The sequence below is a fragment of the Zafaria sp. Z1313 genome (genome assembly GCF_050563205.1).
Lineage (GTDB): Bacteria > Actinomycetota > Actinomycetes > Actinomycetales > Micrococcaceae > JAZDCJ01.
This window is the reverse complement of record NZ_JBNWUK010000001.1, coordinates 351,285-373,780: the sequence shown is the minus strand read 5'-3', so window position 1 is coordinate 373,780 and position 22,496 is coordinate 351,285. Positions and strand designations below refer to the sequence as shown.

The following is a 22,496-nucleotide window of genomic DNA, read 5'->3' as shown; positions in this document are numbered from 1 at the left end:
CTCAGGCTCCTGTGGTGGTGGTCTGCTGCGCGGCGCCGGCGGTGGCCGGATCCGGTTCGGGCTCGGGGTCGGGGTGGACGGTGGCGAGGACCTGGTCCTTCCGGACCTGCTCGCCGACGGCGGCATGGAGGGTGACGACGCCGGACACGGCCGCCGTGAGCGGGTGCTCCATCTTCATGGCCTCGACGCCGATCAGCTGCTGGCCGGCGACGACGTGGTCCCCCGTGGCGACGGAGACGGAGACGACCGTTCCGGGCATCGGGGAGCGCGCCTCCGGATCCCCGGCCGACTCCCCCCGCTCGATCGCCGACAGGGCGCGGTGCAGCAGCTCCCGGCGGTCCGGGCGGCGGACCACGGTGCTCCAGCCCTCCGCGGAGACCCAGGCGTCGCCGAAGCCGTCGGATGCGGTGGTCCGGACCGTCAGCCGCACGGCGCGGCCGTCGACGCGGGCCCGTCCGTCCGGCGCCGCGGGTGCGACGACGTACTCGACGCCGTCGACCTCCAGGACCTCCCCGCGGCCGGCCGGCGCCGGGCGGCGCAGCACCGTGCGGGGGCCGTCCTGCGTGTCGATCAGCAGCTCCCGGCAGCGGCGGCCCGCGACGCGCCAGTCGTCGTTCCCGTCCCACGGTCCCGGCTGCCCGCCGCGCCCGCCGGCCGGCGTCCGCCCCGCCTCGTCGGCGAGGAATCGGGCCGCGGCGACCGCGAGCTCCGAGCCGGTGATCGCGCGTTTCGGTGCGACGCCCTTGCGGTCGATGAGCGTCGTGTCGAGGCGGCCGGCGGCGACGTCCGGGTCCGCGACGAGCGAGCGGAGGAACTCGAGGTTGGTCTCGACGCCGAGGACCACGGTCGCGGCAAGCGCGCGGTCGAGGCGGTCCAGCGCCTCGGGGCGGCCTGGGCCCCAGGCGATGACCTTGGCAATCATCGGGTCGTAGTGCTCGCTGACCCATCCGGCCGTCCCGAGCGAGGAGTCGACCCTGATGCCGTCTTCCGAGGGCTCCTCGAGGTGGAACGCCTCGCCGATGGAGGGCAGGAAGCCGTTCGAGGGCGACTCCGCGTAGACGCGCGCCTCCACGGCGTGGCCCTCGAGCCCGATCTCGTCCTGCCCGAAGCCCAGTTCCTGCCCGGCGGCGACGCGGAGCTGCCACTCGACGAGGTCGATCCGGCCGCCGCCGATGCGCACGACCTCCTCGGTGACGGGATGCTCGACCTGCAGGCGGGTGTTCATCTCCATGAAGAAGAACTCCCCCGGCTCCTCGTCGGAGACCAGGAACTCGACCGTTCCCGCGCCGACGTAGCCGACGGACCGCGCGGCGTCGACGGCCGCGGCTCCGAGGCGCTCCCGGAGCGCCGGACCGTCCGCCAGGCCCTCGAGGAGCGGGGACGGCGCTTCCTCGATGACCTTCTGGTGGCGGCGCTGCAGCGAGCACTCGCGTTCGCCCAGATGGACGGTGTGCCCGTGCCGGTCGGCGAGGACCTGCACCTCGATGTGGCGTGGGCTGCGCACGAGCCGCTCGAGGAACAGCGTGTCGTCGCCGAACGCGCCGCGGGCGGTGCGCCGGGCGCTCGCGAGGGCGGCCGGGAGCTCCTCCGGGGACTCGACGGCGAACATGCCCTTGCCGCCGCCGCCGGCCGAGGGCTTGATGAGCAGCGGGTAGCCGACCCCGGCCGCGGCCTCGACGAGCTGGTCGTCGGAGAGCCCGGGCTCCGCGATCCCCGGCACCACTGGCACGCCGTGGGAGGCCACGTGGTTCTTGGACCGGATCTTGTCGCCCATGAGGTTGATCGAGTGGACGTCGGGGCCGATGAAGACGATCCCGGCGTCCTCGAGGGCGCGGGCGAAGTCGACGTTCTCGGAAAGGAAGCCGTAGCCCGGGTGGACCGCTTGCGCTCCCGTGGCCCGGCAGGCCTCGACGACGGCGGCGATGTCGAGGTAGCTCCGCGCGGCCGCCGCGGGTCCGATCCGCACGGCGAGGTCCGCCTCGCGGACATGGAGGGCGCCGGCGTCGGCGTCGGAGTAGACGGCGACGGAAGTGATCCCGAGGCGCCGCAGGGTGCGGATGACGCGGACGGCGATCTCGCCCCGGTTGGCGACGAGGACGGTGTGGAACAGCTGCTGGGTCATGGAGGGCATCTCCTACATCCGGAAGACGCCGAAGGAGGTCTCCGGCAGGGGTCGTTGGGCGCAGACGTCCAGGGCCATGCCGAGCACGCGGCGGGTGTCGGCGGGATCGATGACCCCGTCGTCCCAGAGCCGGGCGGTCGAGTAGTAGGGGCTGCCCTGCGACTCGTACTGCTCCTTGATGGGCGCGGTGAACGCGTCCTCCTCCTCGGCGCTCCAGGAGCCCCCGCGGCCCTCGATCTGGTCGCGCTTGACCGTCGCCAGCACGGACGAGGCCTGGTTCCCGCCCATCACGGAGATCCGCGCGGCGGGCCACATCCACAGGAAGCGCGGCGAGTAGGCGCGGCCGCACATGGAGTAGTTCCCGGCGCCGAAGGACCCGCCGATGACGACCGTCAGCTTGGGCACGCGGCACGTCGCCACCGCCGTCACCATCTTGGCGCCGTTGCGGGCGATCCCGCCGGCCTCGTAGTCCCGTCCGACCATAAAGCCGGAGATGTTCTGCAGGAAGACGAGCGGGATGCCACGCTGGTCGCACAGCTCGATGAAGTGGGCGCCCTTCTGCGCGGACTCGGAGAACAGCACGCCGTTGTTGGCGACGATCCCCACGCGGTGCCCGTGGATCCGGGCGAAGCCCGTGACGAGCGTGTCGCCGTAGCCGGCCTTGAACTCGTGGAAGCCCGAGCCGTCGACGATCCGGGCGATGACCTCGTGGACGTCGTAGCGCGCGTTGACGTCCACGGGCACCGCCCCGTACAGCTCGGACTCGTCCGCGGCCGGTGCCTGGGCGGCCGTGATCTCCCACGCCGGCTCGGGGACGGGCGGCAGCGTCTCGACGATGTCCCGGACGATCTGCAGGGCGTGGGCGTCGTTCTCGGCGAGGTGGTCGACGACGCCGGAGACGTGGGCGTGCAGCTCGCCACCGCCGAGCTCCTCGGCGGTGACGACCTCCCCGATCGCCGCCTTCACGAGGGGCGGCCCGCCGAGGAAGATCGTGCCCTGGTTCCGGACGATCACGGTCTCGTCGCTCATCGCGGGGACGTAGGCGCCACCGGCGGTGCAGGAGCCGAGCACGGCGGCGATCTGCGGGATCCCGCGGGAGGAGAGGTTGGCCTGGTTGTAGAAGATCCGGCCGAAGTGGTCGCGGTCCGGGAAGACCTCGTCCTGCTTGGGCAGGAACGCCCCGCCCGAGTCGACCAGGTAGATGCACGGCAGCCCGTTCTCGAGGGCGATCTCCTGCGCTCTGAGGTGCTTCTTGACCGTCATCGGGTAGTACGTCCCGCCCTTGACCGTGGCGTCGTTGCACACGACCATGACGTGGCGGCCGTGGACCAGTCCGATGCCGGCGATCACGCCCGCGCCCGGGCTGTCGCCGTCGTACATGCCCTCGGCCGCGAGCGGCGAGATCTCGAGGAACGGCGAGCCGTCGTCGAGCAGGGCGTCGACGCGGTCCCGCGGCAGGAGCTTGCCGCGTTCGACGTGGCGCTTCCGGGAGGCCTCGGGTCCGCCGAGCGCGGCGCGGGCGAGCCGCTGGCGCAGCTCGCGGACCAGGCCGCGCTGGGCCTCGTCGTTGGCGGCGAAGCCGCCGGAGCCGGCGTCGACGCGGGATACCAGGGTCTCCATTGACGTCTTCCTGTAGCAGTGGGGGCGCCCGCGCCGCGGGGGCGTAGGATGACCGCACGGGACATTCGGTTAGCATCGGCTAACTGAAATCGAGGTTAGTGGTCGCTAACTGGAATGTCCAGCCGGATTCGTGGCGCGCGCCACATCCGGCCGCGCCCGACGACGCAAGGAGCAGGACACGCGATGACCGACACCGACCAGGCCCCCACGGAGCGCGGCCGCGCCAAGGCCAGCCGCCGCTCGACGCTGCTCGCCGAGGCCGCGCGGCTCTTCGCGCTCCACGGCTACAACGGGGTCTCGATCGAGGACCTCGGCGCGGCATCGGGCATCAGCGGCCCCGCCGTCTACCGCCACTTCCCCGGCAAGTCGGCCGTCCTGGGCGCCCTGCTCACGGGCGTCAGCGCGGACCTGCTCGACGGCGGACGCTCGGTCGCCGGAGCGGGTGGAGGGGCCGCGGAGGTGCTCGCCCGGCTCGTGGACTTCCACGCCGAGTTCGCGCTGGGACACCGGGACGTCATCCGCGTCCAGGACCGGGACCTCGCCAGCCTGTCCGACGGCGACGCCGCCGAGGTCCGCCGGCTCCAGCGCGCCTACATCGACGTGTGGGCGGACGAGCTGCTGCGGCTGCACCCACGGGAGGACCGGGCCGCCGCCCGGTTCCGCGCCCAGGCGGTCTTCGGCCTGCTGAACTCGACTCCGCATTCGACCCACCGCACGGACAGCGATCCCGACGCCCGGAGACTCCGTTTGACGGCGATGGCGCGTGCCGCCCTCTCCGCGCCGGTACCCTAGGACGAAGGACCCCACCACCGCATCGAGAGAGGCAACCACCGTGAAGCTACGCCCCGTCGAGGCCACGGACCTTGACTGGTTCTTCGAGCACCAGCAGGACCCCGAGGCCAACCTCATGGCCGCCTTCACCGCCAAGAACCCCGCCGACCGCGGCGTGTTCGACCACCACTGGGGACTGATCCTGAACGACCCTGAGATCACGGTGCGCACCATCGAACACGACGGGCGCGTGGTCGGCTCGGTCCTGGCCTACCCCAACGACGGGGTGCCGGAGATCAGCTTCTGGACGGCCAAGGAGTTCTGGGGCCAGGGCATCACCACGAGCGCCGTCGACGCGTTCCTCGCCGAGTTCACGCAGCGCCCCATCCGGGCCCGCGTCGTGACCGACAACATCGGCTCGCAGAAGGTCCTCACGCGCCGCGGCTTCGAGGTGGTCGGCGAGGCCGAGGGCTTCGCCAACGCCCGTGCCGCGGTCGTCAAGGAATACATCATGGAGCTGTCCTGACCCGGAGGGAGCGCTCGGCATGAAGGCGCGGCGCCCCACGGCACTCGACGTGGCCAAGCTCGCGGGCGTGTCCCGCAGCGCCGTCTCCATGGTCCTCAACGGCCATGCGGACGGCAACGTCGCCCCCGAGGCCCAGTCGAGGATCCGGGCTGCCGCCGCGGAACTCGACTACACGCCGCACCCCGTGGCCGTGAGCCTGCGCAACCAGCGCTCCCTCACCCTCGGGATCGTGACGGACGAGATCGTCTCCAGCCCGTTCGCCGGCAAGGTCGTCTCGGGAGCCTCGAGCGCCGCCGCCGAGCGCGGCTACCTCGTCGTCGTCGCCGACTCCGACCGGCATCCGGAACGGGAGCAGGAGCTCATCGCCGAGCTCGTCCGCCGCCGCATGGACGGGATCATCTACGCCACGGGCGCCCTCCGCACCCTCGACGTGCCCTCCGGCCTGCTCTCCCAGCCTGCCGCCCTCGCGAACTGCCGCGACGCGCAGGGGCGGCTTCCCGGCGTCGTCCCGGCCGAGGTCGAGGGCGGGCAGGCGGCGGCGGCCCACTTGATCTCGCTCGGCCACCGGCGCCTGGCGATGGCCGCGGGCGACGACAACGACGCCGGCCCCGAGCGCGTCGTGGGCTACCGGCGCGCGGTCTCCGCCGCCGGCCTTCCGGAGGGAACCGTCCTCGAGGCGGGGTGGGAGGTCGACGACGGCTACGCGGCCGCCGCACGCCTGCTCGGCGGTTCCCCGGAGGAACGCCCGACGGGGATCGTCTGCGCCAATGACCGCGTGGCCGTGGGCGTGATGCTCTACGCCGCGCGGCACGGGATCTCGGTTCCGGACGAGCTGTCCGTCATCGGCTACGACGACCAGCAGCACCTCGCCGCCCACCTCGTGCCGTCCCTGACCACGGTCGCCCTGCCCCACGCGGAGATGGGCGCCGCCGCGGCGGGCCTGCTCCTGGACGCGCTGGAAGGCCGGCCCGCGGCCGGCCCCCGGGGTGGCGCCGGGGCCGGCGCGCCGCTCATCCGCGTGCCGTGCCCGCTCGTGGTACGCGCCTCGACGGCCCCGCCGCGGACGTAACCCGGCCCGGCTCAGTCCGCCGAGGGGACCGCGAGCTCCCATGCCCGGCCCGTGGCGCCGGCCGGGACCCGGACGGCCCACGCCTGGCCCGCCCCCGGATAGGCCCTGACGGTGTGCGGCACCGAGCCCGTCCGGAAGACCTCGGCGATCGAGACGTCGACGACGATCCGCAGGCCGTCCCCGATCGGCAGCCGCGCCACGGTCACGGTGCCTTCGGGTCCCTCCAGGACCAGTTCGGCATCGCCGTCCGCCGCGTCGAGGTGGACCTCGGCCGCGTCGGGCAGGACCGTTCCCCCGGCCCGCCAGTCCAGCGGGCCGCGGCGGAATCCGGCGTTCTCGGCGGCGGGCACCGATACGAGCCGGCCGCCCGAGAACCCCAGTTCGCGGGGCAGCGTCAGCATCCCGGCCCAGCCGGCGGCGTCGGATTCCTCCTGCGGCCGGCCCTCCCAGGACCAGCCCCAGAGCAGCGCCCTCCCGTCCTCGCGCAGGACCTGCGGGGCGTAGAAGTCGGGTCCTGAATCGACCTCCCCGCCGCCGGCGGGCACGAGGCGCAGGGCCGGCGCGGCCGGGCCGGCCACCTCGGGACCGGCACCGACGGCGGCCCGCGAGAGCCCGGCGGGCTCCTGCCCCGGGACCGCCTCGAGCGCTCCGTGCAGGTAGCTCACGCCGCTCAGGCGGTGTTCGCCGCCGTCGTTGCGCCACAGCGAGAGGATGAGCACCCACGTTCCGTCGATCTCGAGGAGCTGCGGGCACTCCCAGATGTTGGCCGGCGCCAGTCGCGCGGCCAGCGGATCGGTGGAGTCGAGGAGCGTGCCGAGGTAGACCCAGTCGTCCAGGACCGTGGCGTCGTAGAGCAGGATCGCGGGGTCGCCGCCCGGGCTTCCCGCTCCCTGGATCGCGTAGCGGCGCCCCCCGTGGTGGAAGACGAACGGGTCCCGCACGTCAGTGAACGGCTCGCCCGGTGGCATCCCGGTGGCGAGGCGTCCGGGCTGCTCGAATCCGGCCAGTCCCGGGCGTCCCGTCGCGACGATCACGGAGGACGCTCCGCCGTCGGCGGTGACCCCCGTGTAGACGGCGGTCGGGCGGCCGGCGTCGTCCAGCACGGCTACTCCGGACCAGCAGCCGGCGGCGTCGGCTTCCCCTGGCTGGGGCCGCAGGGCCGGCGGATGCTGCTCCCAGGCCAGCAGGTCGGCGGAGCTCATGTGGCCCCAGACGATGTCCCCGTGCCGCGCCGAGCCGGGGTTGTGCTGGAAGAAGACGTGGTACCGGCCCTCGTGCCGGATGATGCCGTTCGGGTCGTTGATCCAGCCGGCCCGGGGCCGCGGGTGGATCGTGGGAAGGTCTCGGACCGGTGCCCGGGTGGCGCTGGCGGCGGCGGATGTCACGGTGATCTGCTCCTGGGGTGTCGATGGCCGGGCGTCGCCGGCGAAACGGGGATCCGGACGGGGCCGGAGGCGGTGGTGGACGGGTCCGGGCGGGGCTACTTGCCGACCCCGGCGGTCAGGCCTTCGCGCAGGCTGCGCTGGCCGAAGAGGAACACGACGAGGGCGGGCAGCATCGACAACACGACGCCGGCGAGGACCACGGAGATGCTCCCGGTGCCCATGTTGCCCTGCAGCGAGACGAGGCCGAGGGGAAGCGTGAAGTTCTCCTCGGAGATCGTCAGGATGAGCGGCCGGAAGAACTCGTTCCAGTGGAAGTTGAACGCCAGGATGCCGACGATCGCCATGCCGGGCGTGGCCAGCGGGAGGTAGACGGACCAGAACGTGCGCCACGGGCTCGCGCCGTCGATCTGTGCCGCTTCGGCGAGCTCGGCGGGCACCCCCATGAAGTACTGCCGCATGAGGAAGGTGCCGAACGCCGTCGGGATGGCGGGGATGATGAGGGCGAGCAGGGTGTCGGACAGGCCCATGCCGCGGATCAGCATGAACACCGGGACGATCGTGACCTGGACGGGGACCATCATGGTGGCCAGGACGATCGAGAACAGCGCCCCCTTGCCCCGGAAGCTCAGGCGGGCGAACGCGTAGCCCGCCATCGCCGCCGTCATCATCTGCCCGGCGGCGATGAGCCCCGTGACGAGCGCGGAGTTCAGGACCAGCCGGACCATGTCGATCTGCCGGAACACCTCCGCGTAGGAGGAGAAGTCCGGGTCCAGGGGCAGGAACTGCGGCGGCAGGTCGAACGACTCGGCCGGAGTCCGCAGGGAGGTGGACAGGGTCCACATCACGGGGCCGAGCGTCAGCACGGCGGCCAGGACCAGGAGGGCCGTCCGGCCGACGGTGGTCCAGGGAAACCGTCGGCGTCCGTCCGGCGCCGTGGCGGTGGGGGCCGCGGGGGCGGTGGCTTGGGTGTGCATCATGGCCTCACTGGTAGAAGACGAATCGGCGGCTGAGCCGGAACTGGACGAACGTGACGGCCATGATCAGCAGCATCAGGACGAGCCCGATCGCCGACGCCCGGCCGAACTCGAGCTGCTGGAAGGCCGACTCGAAGATGACCATGACGGCGGTGCGTGTGCTGTCGCCGGGACCGCCGCGGGTGAGCACGTAGGGCTGGTCGAAGACCTGCAGCGCGCTGATCACGGCCATGACCGAGGCCACGAGCGTCGTCGGGCTCAGCAGGGGCAGGGTGACGTTGCGGAACTGCTTCCAGCCGGTGGCCCCGTCGATGGAGGCCGCCTCGTTCAGTTCCTTCGGGATCGAGGCCATGCCGCCGATGAACAGGAGGAAGGAGAACCCGAAGTTCTGCCACACGTAGACCAGGACGACGACGGCCGCCGCCCCCTGGGAGGTCGTCAGCCAGGGCACCGCCGGGATCCCGAAGAGCGAGAGCAGCCAGTTGACGACGCCGAACTGCTCGTTGAAGAGGTATCGCATGAAGATCGAGACCGACGCGGCGGAGAGGATCAGCGGGAAGAAGAAGGTGGAGCGGAAGAACATCCGCAGCCACGAGGGCATCCGGGCCTGCAGGAGGGCGGCCAGGCCGAGCGCGATGCCGAGCTGGAGCGTCACGGCGACGACGACGAACACGATGGTGTTCAGGAAGCTGACCCGTACGGTCGGATCGGTGGCGATCTCGGCGAAGTTGGCCAGGCCGACGAACTCCGGCGCGGAGATGATGTCCCAGCGGAAGAAGGCCAGGACCACCGATCCGGCGATCGGCACGAGCGTGAACACCCCCATGCCGATCAGGGTGGGCGCCAGCAGGATCCAGGCCAGCAGCCGGTAGCCGGAGCGTCGGACGGTCTCCGGTGCGGCCGGGGCCTGTTGGCTCCTGCGGGCCTCCCGGACCGCCAGTGGCGGTGCGGTGCTCATGACTTCCTCCCGAGTGCTAGTTCAAGGTCCCGCTGGAGCAGCCCCATGGACTGCCGCAGCTGGGCGGGCCCCCCGCCGACGGCGGAGGAGACGTTCTTCATCAGGGCCGTTTCCACGGCGGCCTGCTGGGGCGGGGCCGGGATGGGCCCGGAGTCCGGGAAGCGGTCCAGGGTGTCGTAGAAGACCTGCCAGTGCCTGGGACCGGTCTCGCGGTAGAGCCCCTCGTTGACGAGGGAACGCCGCGTCGGGGTCGTGTTGGGCGTGGGGAAGACGAGCTCCATCGACTCCCGCCGGGCGCAGAACTTGACCCACTCCCACGCCGCGTCCTTGTCGCGTGCGGTGCGCATGACGGCGTAGCCGGCGGCGCCGAACTGGTGGCGCTGCGTGCGGGCCCGGGGGAAGAACTGGACGTCGAAGTCCCCGCTTCCCATGCCGGCCTCGTGCAGGCCCTGCACCCAGTAGCCGCCGGCCGGCGCGGCGCCGATGCGCCCGCTCGCGAAGAGGCCGACGAGCGCGCTGCCGCCGCCTTCCTCGGGCCGGACGCCGAGCCCTTCGCCGACGAGTTCGCGCAGGTAGTCGAAGGTGTCCAGGACCAACTCGTCGGTGGCGTTTGCCCCTTCCCAGAGGTAGCCGCCGCCGCGGCCGGACCGGGCGGGGTCGCCGGGATAGAAGCGGTCCCAGAGCCAGTCCCCGCCGGGCGCCTTCTCCTCGGTGAGGAAGGACGTGCCGTTGGCGTAGAGCCACGGCACGACCCCGCCGAAGAGGCGGTTGGTCCAGTAGTACGGTGTGAATCCCGCGGGCTGCGTCCGCTTCATGGCGCGCAGCACGTCGGCGAAGTCGTCCCGGTTCCAGTCGTCCGCGGGGCGTTCGAGGCCCGCCTCCTCCAGGTTCCTGGTGTTCAGGTACATGTTGGCGGCGTTCCAGTCCAGCGGAAGCTGGTAGAGGCTCCCCCGGTACATAAACGCCTCGATGAGGCTCGGGTGGACATCGTCGAAGTAGTCCGCCATCTCGGCGGCGTCGCGCCGCACGAACGCGTCGAGCGGCTCGGCGAGCTTCTCGGCGAATAGCTGGGCGCCCTCCGTGGCCACGTAGACGACGTCGGGCGGGTTGCCCGCCGCGACCATCGTGAGGATCTTGGCGAAGAAGTCGCGCCAGTCCGCCCCCTGGATGGCCTGGAGCCGCACCGGGATGTCCGGGTGCGCCCTGCGGAAGGCCTCGACGAGCCCCTGGCGCGCGGCGGCGTCGGCCGACGTGCCCAGGATGGCGATGCTCAGCTCGCTGCCGCCGCGCCCCGGGATGTCGGTCCCGCTCAGGCGGGGCCAGGCGCCGATCGTGGCGCCGGCAAGGCCCAGGCCCGCCGCTCCGAGGAGCGCGCGGCGCGTGAGCTGCCCCGCGCGGCCGGCGTTGTGTGGTTTCTCCATGATGACCTTTCCTAACACGTGTCAGGCTTCTGATCGTCAAGAGTAGAGGGACGCCTGACACGTGTCAAGCGTCACATTTCACCTCGTCGTTGGTCTGGGGCCCGGCCTCCGCGAGGCGAGGCCGGCCGGGACGGAAGGGACCGGACACGACAGCGTCGCCGCACGGCCCCGGCGGGGCGTGCGGCGGCGCGGGGACCCCGGGCCGGATCCGCCGGCTGGCGGACCCGGCCCGGGGTCCGGATGGGCGTCTACCGCGGGACCGCGGTGGACTGCGGCTAGACCATCGTGAGCAGCATCCCCGGATCGGCCAGGATGGTCCCGACGTCCGCGAGGAAGCACGAGCCCTGCTCCCCGTCAACGAGCCGGTGGTCGAAGGAGAGGCTCAGCGTCATCACCTGGCGCAGCGCGATCCCGCCCCGGTGTTCCCACGGCATGCGGCGGACCTGGCCCATCGCCAGGATCGCGGCCTCGCCCGGGTTCAGGATCGGGGTGCCGGCGTCGATGCCGAAGACCCCGACGTTGGTGATCGAGATCGTCCCCCCGGACAGCTCCGCGGGACCGGTGCGTCCCTCGCGCGCCGTCTCGGCCAGGACACGCACGGCCTGCGCCATGCCGGCGAGGTCGAGCGCCTGCGCGTCCTTGATGTTCGGCACGGTCAGGCCCCGCGGCGTCGCGGCCGCGATCCCGAGGTTGACGTAGTTCAGCTGCACGATCTCCTGGGCGGCCTCGTCCCAGCGGGCGTTGAGCGAGGGCGTGCGCTCGAGGGCGATGCAGACGGCCTTCGCGACGACGGCCAGGGGCGTGAGCTTCACTCCCGCGAACGCGCGGCCGGAGCGCAGGCGCTCGAGCAGCTCCATGGTCGGCGTGACGTCGATCGTCAGGAACTCGGTCGCGTGCGGGGCGGTGAAGGCGCTCGCGACCATCGCGGCGGCGGTGTGCTTGCGCACGCCCTTGATCGGGGTCCGTTCCTCCCTGGGCCTCCCGCCGAGGGTGCGGACGACGCCGGGGCCCGGCCCGGTGCCGCCGACCGTCACCGGCGCGGGGCCGGCTCCCGGGATCGGGGCCGCGCCCGGGGTGTCCCCCGAGGGCCCCGCGGATGCGGTCAGAACGCCGCCGGTGCCGGCCCGCGCGGCCGCCTCCACGTCCCCGCGCGTGATGAGCCCCCCGTCGCCGGAGCCCGCGACGGACGCGAGGTCGAGACCGAGGTCGCGGGCGAGCTTGCGCACGGGCGGGGTCGAACGGGGTCGTTCCGCCGCCGGAGCCGGAGCCGCGACGGACGCGGCGGCGGCAGCGGGGGGCGCGGCGGCGGCCGTGAGCGGCCCGGGGACGGCGTTGCCCTGGGCACCGCCGGCCGCGGCGCCCGGCCGCTCGCCACCGGCCGGGGCGGCCGACGGCGATCCGGCCGCTGCGCCCGGCCGCGCGCGGCGCGCCGGGCGGCCCTTCGTCTCGACGGCTGCCCCGTACCCCACGAGGTTCGGCTCGCGCTTCGCCGGGGCCCCGGCGTCGTCCGCCGAATCCGGGGCGGGGGCACCCGGCTCGTCGGCGACCTCGAAGGAGACGATCGGCTTGCCGACCTCCACCACGGTCCCGGGCTCCTCGTGCAGCTGGGCGATGACTCCCGCGTACGGCGACGGGAGCTCGACGACGGCCTTGGCCGTCTCGACGTCCGCGATGACCTGGTTCAGGGCCACGGTGTCCCCCACCGCGACCTTCCAGACGAGGATCTCCGACTCGGTCAGACCCTCGCCGAGGTCGGGGAGCCTGAATACCTTCAACATGGCGCTCATCTAGCCTTCCAGGGAGCTCAGGGAATGGGGGCGGCCCAGGACGCGGTCCACGCCGTCCAGGATGCGGTCCAGATCGGGCAGGTGGTGGAACTCGAGCTTCGACGCCGGGTAGGGGATGTCGAACCCCGTGACGCGGACGGGGGCGTGCTCGAGCTGGTAGAAGCAGCGCTCCGTAATGCTCGCCGCGATCTCCGCGCCGAGGCCCCCGTGCTGACCGGCCTCATGCGCGATGACGAGCCGGCCGGTGCGACGCACCGACGCCTCGACGGCCGCGAAGTCGATGGGCGAGAGGGAACGGAGGTCGATCACCTCGACGGACACGCCGTCGTCGGAGGCCGCGACGGCCGCGTCGAGGGCCGTCTTCACGAGCGGCCCGTAGGCGACGAGGGTGGCATCGGATCCGGCCGCGGCGACGCGGGCCGAGCCGAGCGGGAGCTCCGGAGCAGCCTCGAGGTCGACCTCGGCCTTCTCGTGGTAGCGGCGCTTGGGCTCGAAGTAGATCACGGGATCCTCGCACGCGACCGCCTGCTGGATCATCGTGTAGGCGTCCTGCGGGTTCGAGGGGCTCACGACGCGCAGGCCCGCGGTATGGGCGAAGTACGCCTCCGGCGACTCGGAGTGGTGCTCAGGGGATCCGATGCCTCCGCCGTAGGGGATGCGGATCGTCAGGGGCATCCGCACGCGGCCCTTGGTGCGGTAGTGGAGCTTGGCGATCTGGCTCACGATCTGGTCGAAGGCCGGGTACACGAAGCCGTCGAACTGGATCTCCACGACGGGGCGGAAACCGCGGTAGGCCATGCCGACGGCGGTCCCGACGATCCCGGACTCGGCGAGCGGCGAGTCCAGGACGCGGTGCTGCCCGAAGTCCTTCTGCAGCCCGTCGGTGACGCGGAAGACCCCGCCGAGCTGGCCGATGTCCTCGCCCATCAACACGACCTTGGGGTCGTTCTCCATGGACCGGCGCAGGCCGGCGTTGATCGCCTTGCCGAAGGTCAGCGTGCTCATCGTCCGGCTCCTTCCGAGGCCGCGTCGGCGGCGAACTGGTCGAGGTACAGCCCGTAGTGGCTGCGCTGGCGGTCGAGCCAGCTGTGCGGCTCGGCGTAGACGTGCTCGAACACGTCCATGGCCCCGGGCTCCGCCATCGAGATGACGCCGGCCCGCAGCTTCGCCGCGACGGCGTCGGCGTGGGCGCCGGCCCGGGAACGCAGGCCCTCGGGATCCACGCCCCTCGAGGCGAGGTGCGCTTCGAGCCGGTCGATCGGGTCCTTGGCCCGCCAGGCCTCGAGCTCGTTGGCGTCACGGTAGCGGGTGGGGTCGTCGGCCGTGGTGTGCGGGCCCATCCGGTAGGTCACGGCCTCGATGAAGGTCGGGCCGTTGCCGCTGCGCGCCCGGTCCAGGGCGATCCGCGTCGCCGCGAGGCAGGCCAGGACGTCGTTGCCGTCAACGCGCAGGCCGGGCATCCCGAAGCCAGCGGCCCGGTCGGCGATCTTCACGTGCGTCTGCAGCTCCACGGGTTCCGAGATGGCCCAGTGGTTGTTCTGGCAGAAGAAGACCACGGGTGCCTGGTAGCTCGCGGCGAAGACGAGGGCCTCGTTGACGTCGCCCTGGCTCGTGGCGCCGTCGCCGAAGAAGGTGATGGAGGCCTGGTCCCCGCCGTCGAACTTGATGCCCATCGCGTAGCCGACGGCGTGGAGCGTCTGGGCGCCGATGATGATCTGCGGGGTCGCCATGTTCAGCTCGAAGGGGTCCCAGCCGCTCGAGGCGTTGCCGCGCCAGACCCGCAGGATGTCCTCGAAGTCGACGCCACGGCAATAGGCCACGGCGTTCTCGCGATAAGAGGAGAAGACGAAGTCGTCGTCGCGCAGTGCGCGCGCCGCCCCGATCTGCGCGCCCTCCTGGCCCAGCAGCGGCGGCCAGAGCGCGAGCTCCCCCTGGCGCTGCAGGGCCGTGGCCTCGTTGTCGACGCGGCGCACCGCGACCATGTCCGTGTAGAGCGCCTCGAGGAAGGCGTCGTCGACGTCCCCGAGGACCGCGTCGAACGCGGCGTGGGCGCTGCGCTCGCCGGTGGGCCCGATCAGCTGGACCATCTCCTCCCGCCCACTGCCGGAGGATTCCTGTTGATGTTGCCAGGACACTGTTTGCACCCTTCGTCGTTGGTCGGGAAGCCGGCATCCGGCGGTGGCCGTGGGCGGTTCCCCGGAGGCGGGGCGCCGTCGCCGCACCTGTACTGTGACGATACTCACAGGGATCACCTCGCACAACCGGGGCGCGGCGAACTGAGCACTCTGCTCTGCCTCCGAACGGCGCATCGTGCTAATCTTGCGCACTATGCCGCACCTTGATGACACCGACGTCCGGCTCGTGGATGCGCTCTGCGACGATCCCAAGGCGACCGTCGTGGCACTGGCCCAACAGCTGGGGCTGTCCCGCAACACGGTCCAGGCGCGGCTCGCGCGCCTCGAGGAACGCGGGACGTTCCTCCCCTTCGAGAGGCGCGTGGCGCCCTCCGCCCTCGGATACCCCCTGACGAGCTTCGTCCATATCCACGTCCAGCAGCGCCGGCTCGGCGACATCGTGCGGGAGCTGGCCGGGATCCCGGAGATCGTCGAGGCCCACGGGCTCACCGGCGCGGCCGACATCCTCGCCCGCGTCGTCGCGGCGAGCGCCGAGGAGCTCTTCGCGGTCAACGGGAGGATCCTCGCCATCAAGGGGGTCGACCGGGCCGACACCTCGCTGTCCATGGCCGAGCTCATCCCCCACCGCATGCGCCCGCTGCTGCACCGGTCCCCCGGGCCCTCAGGCCACAAGACGCTCCCCTGACCCCCGCCCCAGGGAACGCTCCCCGAACCGCAGGGGCACAAGACGCTCCCCGGCCGTGTCGGGGTAGGTGCTCGACAGCGCGCCGCATTCCAACACGTTCCCCGACGCCGCGTGATGCGGGGCGTCGGGATGCGGGGCGTCGGGGAGCAGGACATCGGGGAGCAAGGCTTCGGGGAACATGCAGCGGGGGGGGGGGGGGGAAAGAAAGGCACCCCCGTCCCTCTGTCTCCCCATCCCGCGGGGGATCCGCTATTCGAAGCCCGGTCCTACCGCCCCCCCCCCCCCCCCCCCCCCCCCCCCCCCCCCCCCCCCCCCCCCCCCCCGCCGCTGCATTCGGTGCCGCGCGCCCGGTGGGGCGTCCGGCGTCGTACCCGGTTCCCCCTACGCGGGAGGAACCGGGTGCCGCGCTAGTGCTGCACCGCCTTCTCGGCGCCGACACCGGTGAGGGAACGGACCTCCATCTCGGCCTGGGTGGCCCGGTCCTCGCGGCCCTTGTCCAGCATGGTGCCGAGCCAGCCCAGGAAGAACGCGAGCGGGATCGAGACGATGCCCGGGTTCTTGAGCGGGAAGAGGACGAAGTCCGCGCTCGGGATCATGGCCGTCTCGCCGCCGGACATGACCGGCGAGAAGACGATCAGGATCAGGGCCGAGCCCAGTCCGCCGTACATCGACCACAGCGCGCCCTGGGTGGAGAAGCGCTTCCAGAACAGCGAGTAGAGGATCGTCGGCAGGTTGGCGCTGGCCGCGACCGCGAAGGCGAGGGCCACGAGGAAGGCCACGTTCTGGCCCTGCGCGCCGATGCCGCCCAGGATCGACAGGACGCCGATCACCAGCACCGTGCGCCGTGCGACCTTGACCTCCTTCTCGGGGGTGGTCCGGCCCTTGGCGATGACGCTCGCGTAGACGTCGTGGGCGAAGGACGCCGCCGCGGTGATGGTCAGGCCGGCGACGACGGCGAGGATGGTCGCGAACGCCACCGCCGCGATCAGCCCCAGCAGGAGCGAGCCGCCGAGCTCGTAGGCCAGCAGCGGCGCCGCGGAGTTCACGCCGCCGGGGGCCGCGAGGATGCGGTCCGCGCCGATCAGGGCACCGGCGCCGTAGCCGAGGACCAGGGTGAACAGGTAGAAGGCGCCGATGAGCCAGATCGCCCAGACCACGGACTTGCGGGCATCCTTGGCCGTCGGAACCGTGTAGAAGCGCATCAGCACGTGAGGCAGGCCGGCCGTGCCGAGCACGAGGGCCAGGCCCAGGGAGAGGAAGTCCAGCTTGGCCGTCTCGCTGACGCCGTACTGCAGGCCCGGATTCAGGATGTTCGGGTCCCCGGCGGTCTCGACCGCGGCGCCGAGGAGCTCGGAGAGGTTGAAGCCGTAGATGGCCAGGACCCAGACCGTCATGACGAACGTGCCGGCGATGAGCAGGCAGGCCTTGATGATCTGCACCCAGGTGGTGCCCTTCATGCCGCCCACCAGTACGTAGAGGATCATGAGCCCGCCGACGATCGTGATCACGAGCGACTGGCCGAGCCGGTCGTCGATGCCCAGCAGGAGCGAGACGAGCGCACCCGCGCCGGCCATCTGCGCCAAGAGGTAGAACAGGCACACGGCGAGCGTGCTGATCGCCGCGGCGATCCGCACGGGGCGCTGCTTGAGCCGGAAGGACAGCACGTCGGCCATGGTGAACTTGCCGGTGTTGCGCAGCAGTTCGGCGACGAGCAGGAGGGCCACGAGCCAGGCGACGAGGAAGCCGATTGAGTACAGGAAGCCGTCGTAGCCGTTGATGGCGATGGCGCCGACGATGCCGAGGAAGGAGGCGGCGGACAGGTAGTCGCCGGCGATGGCCGTGCCGTTCTGCGTGCCGGAGAACGAGCGCCCGCCCGCGTAGTAGTCGGCGGCGGTCTTGTTGTTCTTGCTGGCGCGGAGCACGATCACGAGCGTGACGGCGACGAACGCGCCGAAGATCGCGATGTTGATCCAGGGATTGCCGACCTTCGTCGACTCGGTGGCGGCCGCCGCGAACGGGGCCAGGGATGCGTGGATCACGGGCGGACTCCTTCCGGATCGCCTTCGAGCTCGTGGCGGATCGCCGTGGCCTTCGGGTCCAGCTTCTTGTTGGCGAACCGCACGTAGGCGGCGGTGATGGCGAACGTCGAGACGAACTGCAGCAGGCCCAGGACCAGGCCCACGTTGATGTTGCCGACGACCTTGGTCGACATGAAGTCGTGCGCGTAGGCGGCCAGCAGCACGTAGGCGAAGTACCAGAGCAGGAACACCACGGCCATCGGGAACACGAAGCTCCGGTGGGTGCGGCGGAGTTCCTTGAACTCGTCGGTGGCCTGCGTCTGCTGGAAGTCGGCGGCCGGCCGGTCAGTGGCGACCGGCGAGCCCTCCTGCTCCGGACCGCTGTCCGGTGGTGGGTTGCCCATGATTCCTCCTCGTGGGTGCGTTCCGCCTGTGCGGAACGTGACTGCCATCACTCTGTGGCAGGCGCCCGCGTGGTGTGAAGGGCGTCACATTTGCCGAGGGCCGAACGGTGCCGGGCGTGCGCCGAGCGGCACCGCCACCCGACGAACGGCGGGGCCCGGACGGGGCCCCACGGGGCGCCGCGCGCGGCCCCGGCGGGCCGTCTACGCTGGGTCCATGATGTCGACCGCGCTGGAGACCACGCTGATCGCCGCGATCGTCCTCGTGGCCGTCGCCGTGGTGCTCTTCATCGGCTACCGGATCGTCCGCTCCTCCCGCGATCTGGGCACCGACGCCGACCGCGCGACCTTCGAGACCCTGCACACCGTCTCCTTGGCGGCGCCCCACTTCAGCGCGGGCCTCACGGCCGAGGGGGCCGGCAAGGCGGCGCGGCACCTGCGCGGGCTGCTGGCCTGCGACGGACTCGCGATGACGGATACGACGTCGGTGCTCGCCACCGAGGGCCGGGTCCCCGGCGCGGATCTGCCGGGGATCGCCGCGGGCGCCCTGGCCACGGGACGCACGGAAATGGTCCGGGTCGGGGATGTCGACGCCGTCTGCGCGCCCGTCGTCGTCGGAGACCGGATCGCCGGTGCGGTGATCGCCTTCACGGACCGGGCGGACGCCGGCCTGGTCCGCGCGGCGACGGAGGTCGCCGCGTGGGTGGCGGCACAGCTCGGGCTCGCCGAGCTCGACGAGTCCCGGGCCCTGCTCATGGAGGCGGAGGTCCGCGCCCTGCGGGCCCAGATCAGCCCGCACTTCATCTACAACAGCCTCAACGCCATCGCCTCGTTCATCAACACCGATCCGCAGCGAGCCCGAGCGCTCGTGGTGGAGTTCGCGGACTTCACGCGCTATTCGTTCCGCCGCCACGGGGACTTCACGACGCTCGCGGAGGAGCTGCAGGCGATCGACCGCTACCTGCTCCTCGAGAAGGCGCGCTTCGGCGAGCGGATCCAGGTCAGCCTCTCGATCGCGCCCGAGGTCCTGAGCACCGTGATCCCCTTCCTGTCCCTGCAGCCGCTCGTCGAGAACGCGGTCCGCCACGGACTCGAGGGCGTCGCGGAGGGCGGGCTGATCACGCTGACGGCCACCGATGCCGGGGAGTACGCCGAGATCACCGTGGAGGACGACGGCGTCGGCATGGATCCCGAGGCGCTGCGCGCAACCCTCGCCGGCACCGTCGAGGGCGTGCACGTAGGGCTGCGGAACGTGGATGTCAGGCTGCGCCAGGTCTACGGCCAGGAGCACGGACTGGTCATCGACACCGCCCCCGGCGCCGGAACGCTGATCACCCTGCGGATCCCCAAGTTCCAGCCCCGCCACGACGCCTCCCCGCGGGCGGGCCGCGGAGCAGGTGGAGGCGACGGCCTAGAATTGCAGCCATGATCAACGTGGTCGTCGCCGATGACGAGCTCCCCGCCGTCGAGGAGCTCGCGCACCTCCTGTCCCAGGACGCGAGGATCGGCCAGATCCACCGTGCCACGTCCGGTGCCGAGGCCCTCAAGGCCCTCGAGGAGTTCGAGGTCGACGCCCTCTTCCTCGACATCCACATGCCGGCCCTCTCGGGCTTGGACATCGCCCGCGTCATCTCCCGCTTCAGCCGGCCCCCCGCCGTCGTCTTCGTCACCGCGGACGAGGACCAGGCCCTCGAGGCCTTCGAGCTGGCGGCCATCGACTACGTGCTCAAGCCGATCCGACCCGAGCGCCTCGCCGAGTCCGTGCGGCGCATCAGCGAGCAGATGTCCGGCGAGGCGCCGGCCGACCCCGAGCTCGTGACCGTCGACCAGGGCGGCGTGACCAAGATGATCCGCCGCGACGAGATCACCCACATCCAGGCCCAGGGCGATTACGCGCGGCTGCACACCCCCGAGGCCAGCTACCTCATCCGGGTGCCCCTGAACGACCTCGAGCAGCAGTGGGCGTCCGCCGGCTACGTGCGCATCCACCGCAGCTACCTCGTGGCCATGGACCGGATCGAGCAGGTCAAGCTCCAGACCGGGCGCGCCTGCGTCCTCGTCGCCGGCACGGAGCTGCCCGTCAGCCGGCGCGCCCTGCCGTCCCTGCGCGAGCGGCTCGCCGCCAACCGGGTGCGCCCGTTGTGAGCCGGCCGGCGCGCCCGGAGCGCGTCCGGGTCACCGCGCCCGCCGACGCCCGGGTACCCCGGACGGGGCGCGGGGCAGCGGATCCGAGCGGGGACTTCTACGTGCGGTCCCTCATCCGTTCCCAGCTGCGGCTCGCCCTCTCCGTCGCGATCGGCTTCCTCCTGCTGCTCGTCGGCCTCGCCGTGCTCGTGGCCGCATGGCCGCAGATCCACGACATCCGGCTCCTGACCGTCCCGCTGCCCTGGCTCGTGCTGGGCATCGGCGTGTACCCGATCATCCTGCTCGGCGCATTCGTCTATAACCGGGCCGCCGCCCGCAACGAGGAGCGCTACCGGGACCTCGCCGACCCGGGGGGATCGTGAACCCGTCCACGGCGCTCGCCGCCGTCGTCCTCGTGACCGCCGCGACCGTGCTCGTGGCCGTGTACGGGCTGCGCCTGTCGAGGACGACGAGCGACTTCTACGTGGCCTCGCGGACCGTGAAGCCGTGGTGGAACGCCTCGGCGATCGGCGGCGAGTACCTCTCCGCCGCGAGCTTCCTCGGCGTCGCCGGCCTCATCGTGGTCTCCGGCCAGGATGCCCTGTGGTTCCCCATCGGCTACACGGCCGGGTACCTGATGCTGCTGCTCTTCGTGGCCGCGCCCCTGCGCCGCTCCGGCGCCTACACGCTGCCCGACTTCGCCGAGGCCCGGCTCGGGAGCATGACGCCGCGGCAGGTGACGAGCGGCCTCGTCGTCGTCGTCGGATGGCTGTACATCGTCCCGCAGCTCCACGGGGCGGCGCTCACGCTCGGCATCACGACGGGACTGCCGGGCTGGCTCGGGGCCGTCCTGGTCATGGTGATCGTGTGCGTGACCGTCCTGGCCGGCGGGATGCGCTCGATCACGTTCGTCCAGGCGTTCCAGTACTGGCTCAAGCTCCTGGCCCTTGCCGTTCCGGCGGTCTTCCTGCTCCTGCACCTGGGCCTCGCCGGGGAGTCGGCGACCGCGGGAGGCCGGGCGTTCGAGCGCGGCCCCGGGACCGGGCTCGGGATCTACGGGACCATCTCGCTCATCGTGGCGCTGCTGTTCGGGACGCTCGGGCTGCCGCACGTGCTCGTGCGCTTCTACACGAACCCGGACGGCCCCTCGGCCCGGCGGACGACGGTGATCGTGCTCGGACTGCTGTCCCTGTTCTACCTCTTCCCCACCATGCTGGGCGTCCTCGGACGCACCTTCACCCCCGAGCTCGCGGCGAGCGGAAACGCGGACGCGACGATCCTGCTCCTGCCTGGCCGGATCGTCGGCGGGACCGCCGGAGACGTGCTGTCCGCGCTCGTCATCGGGGGCGCGTTCGCCGCCTTCCTGTCGACGACGTCGGGCCTCGTCGTCTCGCTCGCGGGCGTGATCAGCCAGGGGCTCTTCAAGGGCACCGTGCGCGGGTTCCGGATCTCCACGGTGGCGGCGTGCGCGGTCCCGCTCCTGCTCGCCGTGGGGACGAGCAGCTTCGCGCTGGCGGGGGCGATCGGCTCGGTCTTCGCCTTCACGGCCTCGACGATCTGTCCCCTGCTGCTGCTCGGGATCTGGTGGCGGCGCCTCACGGCGGCCGGTGCGGTCGCCGGGATGGTCGCCGGCGCCGTCGCGTGCGGCGGGGCGCTCGTGGCCGCCGGACTGCCGTTGGGGCTGCCCTCCGGCGTCGTCCAGCTGCTGGAGCAGCCGGCGGCCTGGACCGTGCCGCTCGCGTTCCTGACCATGGTGGTGGTGTCGCGGGCCGGGAGGCCGGCCGCGCACGTGGGCGCCGTGATGGCCCGGCTGCATGCGCCGAAGGCCCGGATGCCCGGGCCGGAGGGTCCTAGTCGATCGAGGCCATGAGCTCCACGACGCGGTCCAGGAAGGCGTCGACCTGGCTCTCCTCGTAGCCCTCGTGGCCCCGCGCCTCGCGGAAAGTCGCGCGCCGGACGACGTCGACGCTCATCGGAGTGTCGTTCTCGAAGTAGTCGACGAGCTGGGAGCAGAGCTCGTCGACGTCCTCGACGTTGTAGCTGGGGGCGCCGCGGCGGCTGGGGCGGCGGAAGCGCTCTCCCGGCTCGCGGTGCAGCCGGCCGCGGAGGATGGCGGAGAGCCGTCCGACCTGCTGGAGCCAGGCCTCCTCGCCCTGGCCCTCGATGAGCGCCTCGCGCTCGCGCTGGGCGAAGACGTCCTCGAGGCGGTCCAGCGCGAGGTCGACCTCGCGGGCGTCGTAGCCGCCCTTCTGAGGCTCGAACGCGGTGCGGCGGATCAGGTGGCTTGTCACGATGCTCTCGTCATCGCCTGCGCCGTTGAAGGTCGCCCGGGCGCGGGCCAGGAAGTTGTCCACCTGGCGGATGTTGTAGCCGAACTCCTGGGCCGGGACACGTTCGAAGGGCGTCTGCGTCGTCGATGTGGTCTCGTGGCTCACTACGGTCTTCCTCAACTTCGGCCGGCGCCGCTCGGACTGGATGCTCATCAAAGCGCGGCCGCCGG

Annotated in this window: 20 protein-coding genes; 8 read left to right on the top strand and 12 right to left on the bottom strand. The window is 72.1% G+C overall.

Annotated features, from left to right (window positions below):
* Position 1 precedes the first annotated feature (1 nt).
* Both ACQ3I4_RS01680 and ACQ3I4_RS01675 read right to left on the bottom strand, forming a co-directional pair.
* The gene (locus tag ACQ3I4_RS01680; RefSeq protein ID WP_430632682.1) at positions 2 to 2,122 is read right to left on the bottom strand and encodes an acetyl/propionyl/methylcrotonyl-CoA carboxylase subunit alpha; all 2,121 of its coding nucleotides are present in this window, start codon (positions 2,120 to 2,122) and stop codon (positions 2 to 4) included.
* A gap of 12 nt (positions 2,123 to 2,134) precedes the next feature.
* Positions 2,135 to 3,742 carry a carboxyl transferase domain-containing protein gene (locus tag ACQ3I4_RS01675; protein WP_430632681.1) on the bottom strand — a complete coding sequence of 536 codons (1,608 nt, stop codon included), beginning with the start codon at positions 3,740 to 3,742 and terminating at the stop codon, positions 2,135 to 2,137.
* Between the two features lie 183 nt (positions 3,743 to 3,925).
* Between ACQ3I4_RS01675 and ACQ3I4_RS01670 the strand changes: the two genes are divergently transcribed.
* From ACQ3I4_RS01670 to ACQ3I4_RS01660, 3 genes are read left to right on the top strand one after another with little or no spacing between them, the layout of a single operon-like run.
* Positions 3,926 to 4,534 (top strand): TetR/AcrR family transcriptional regulator, encoded by a 609-nt coding sequence (locus ACQ3I4_RS01670; protein WP_329859956.1) that lies wholly within the window; start codon positions 3,926 to 3,928, stop codon positions 4,532 to 4,534.
* A 40-nt stretch (positions 4,535 to 4,574) separates the two neighbouring features.
* Complete coding sequence (locus ACQ3I4_RS01665) at positions 4,575 to 5,039, top strand: GNAT family N-acetyltransferase (RefSeq protein WP_329859955.1); 465 nt, start codon at positions 4,575 to 4,577, stop codon at positions 5,037 to 5,039.
* 19 nt (positions 5,040 to 5,058) lie between these two features.
* Positions 5,059 to 6,108, top strand: coding sequence for a LacI family DNA-binding transcriptional regulator (locus ACQ3I4_RS01660; protein WP_329859953.1), 1,050 nt, complete (start codon positions 5,059 to 5,061; stop codon positions 6,106 to 6,108).
* Between the two features lie 11 nt (positions 6,109 to 6,119).
* Here the strand turns inward: ACQ3I4_RS01660 and ACQ3I4_RS01655 are convergent, their stop codons facing one another.
* The 7 genes from ACQ3I4_RS01655 to pdhA all read right to left on the bottom strand — a co-directional run bounded on the left by ACQ3I4_RS01655 (position 6,120) and on the right by pdhA (position 14,720).
* A complete protein-coding gene (locus tag ACQ3I4_RS01655) occupies positions 6,120 to 7,493 on the bottom strand; it encodes a glycoside hydrolase family 32 protein (RefSeq protein ID WP_329859952.1) in 1,374 nt (457 codons plus the stop codon).
* A gap of 95 nt (positions 7,494 to 7,588) precedes the next feature.
* Positions 7,589 to 8,470 carry a carbohydrate ABC transporter permease gene (locus ACQ3I4_RS01650; protein WP_329859951.1) on the bottom strand — a complete coding sequence of 294 codons (882 nt, stop codon included), beginning with the start codon at positions 8,468 to 8,470 and terminating at the stop codon, positions 7,589 to 7,591.
* 4 nt (positions 8,471 to 8,474) lie between these two features.
* A complete protein-coding gene (locus tag ACQ3I4_RS01645) occupies positions 8,475 to 9,425 on the bottom strand; it encodes a carbohydrate ABC transporter permease (RefSeq protein WP_430632680.1) in 951 nt (316 codons plus the stop codon).
* Positions 9,422 to 10,846: an ABC transporter substrate-binding protein gene (locus ACQ3I4_RS01640; RefSeq protein ID WP_430632679.1), complete on the bottom strand. Its 1,425-nt coding sequence runs from the start codon at positions 10,844 to 10,846 to the stop codon at positions 9,422 to 9,424. The genes ACQ3I4_RS01645 and ACQ3I4_RS01640 overlap by 4 nt, the downstream gene beginning before the upstream one ends.
* A 275-nt stretch (positions 10,847 to 11,121) precedes the next feature.
* Positions 11,122 to 12,624 carry a dihydrolipoamide acetyltransferase family protein gene (locus ACQ3I4_RS01635; protein WP_430632795.1) on the bottom strand — a complete coding sequence of 501 codons (1,503 nt, stop codon included), beginning with the start codon at positions 12,622 to 12,624 and terminating at the stop codon, positions 11,122 to 11,124.
* 9 nt (positions 12,625 to 12,633) lie between these two features.
* On the bottom strand, positions 12,634 to 13,638 hold the full coding sequence (locus ACQ3I4_RS01630; protein ID WP_329859945.1) for an alpha-ketoacid dehydrogenase subunit beta: 1,005 nt from the start codon (positions 13,636 to 13,638) through the stop codon (positions 12,634 to 12,636).
* Positions 13,635 to 14,720 (bottom strand): pyruvate dehydrogenase (acetyl-transferring) E1 component subunit alpha, encoded by a 1,086-nt coding sequence (pdhA, locus tag ACQ3I4_RS01625; RefSeq protein WP_329859944.1) that lies wholly within the window; start codon positions 14,718 to 14,720, stop codon positions 13,635 to 13,637. Before pdhA ends, ACQ3I4_RS01630 begins: the two co-directional genes overlap by 4 nt.
* A gap of 241 nt (positions 14,721 to 14,961) precedes the next feature.
* On the opposite strand from pdhA, the gene ACQ3I4_RS01620 reads away from it, so the two are divergent.
* Positions 14,962 to 15,453: an Lrp/AsnC family transcriptional regulator gene (locus ACQ3I4_RS01620; RefSeq protein ID WP_430632678.1), complete on the top strand. Its 492-nt coding sequence runs from the start codon at positions 14,962 to 14,964 to the stop codon at positions 15,451 to 15,453.
* Positions 15,454 to 15,860: 407 nt separating this feature from the next.
* On the opposite strand, the gene ACQ3I4_RS01615 is transcribed toward ACQ3I4_RS01620, so the two are convergent.
* Positions 15,861 to 17,477: a solute symporter family protein gene (locus ACQ3I4_RS01615; protein ID WP_430632794.1), complete on the bottom strand. Its 1,617-nt coding sequence runs from the start codon at positions 17,475 to 17,477 to the stop codon at positions 15,861 to 15,863.
* Between the two features lie 11 nt (positions 17,478 to 17,488).
* On the bottom strand, positions 17,489 to 17,875 hold the full coding sequence (locus ACQ3I4_RS01610) for a DUF485 domain-containing protein (RefSeq protein ID WP_329859939.1): 387 nt from the start codon (positions 17,873 to 17,875) through the stop codon (positions 17,489 to 17,491).
* 214 nt (positions 17,876 to 18,089) lie between these two features.
* Between ACQ3I4_RS01610 and ACQ3I4_RS01605 the strand changes: the two genes are divergently transcribed.
* From ACQ3I4_RS01605 to ACQ3I4_RS01590, 4 genes are read left to right on the top strand one after another with little or no spacing between them, the layout of a single operon-like run.
* Complete coding sequence (locus tag ACQ3I4_RS01605; RefSeq protein ID WP_329859938.1) at positions 18,090 to 19,301, top strand: sensor histidine kinase; 1,212 nt, start codon at positions 18,090 to 18,092, stop codon at positions 19,299 to 19,301.
* The gene (locus ACQ3I4_RS01600) at positions 19,298 to 20,017 is read left to right on the top strand and encodes a LytR/AlgR family response regulator transcription factor (protein WP_329859937.1); all 720 of its coding nucleotides are present in this window, start codon (positions 19,298 to 19,300) and stop codon (positions 20,015 to 20,017) included. Before ACQ3I4_RS01605 ends, ACQ3I4_RS01600 begins: the two co-directional genes overlap by 4 nt.
* On the top strand, positions 20,014 to 20,379 hold the full coding sequence (locus tag ACQ3I4_RS01595) for a hypothetical protein (protein ID WP_329859935.1): 366 nt from the start codon (positions 20,014 to 20,016) through the stop codon (positions 20,377 to 20,379). The genes ACQ3I4_RS01600 and ACQ3I4_RS01595 overlap by 4 nt, the downstream gene beginning before the upstream one ends.
* Positions 20,376 to 21,866 (top strand): cation acetate symporter, encoded by a 1,491-nt coding sequence (locus tag ACQ3I4_RS01590; protein WP_430632677.1) that lies wholly within the window; start codon positions 20,376 to 20,378, stop codon positions 21,864 to 21,866. The genes ACQ3I4_RS01595 and ACQ3I4_RS01590 overlap by 4 nt, the downstream gene beginning before the upstream one ends.
* On the opposite strand, the gene ACQ3I4_RS01585 is transcribed toward ACQ3I4_RS01590, so the two are convergent.
* Positions 21,847 to 22,431 carry a DivIVA domain-containing protein gene (locus ACQ3I4_RS01585; RefSeq protein ID WP_329859932.1) on the bottom strand — a complete coding sequence of 195 codons (585 nt, stop codon included), beginning with the start codon at positions 22,429 to 22,431 and terminating at the stop codon, positions 21,847 to 21,849. The genes ACQ3I4_RS01590 and ACQ3I4_RS01585 overlap by 20 nt on opposite strands.
* Between the last annotated feature and the right edge of the window lie 65 nt (positions 22,432 to 22,496).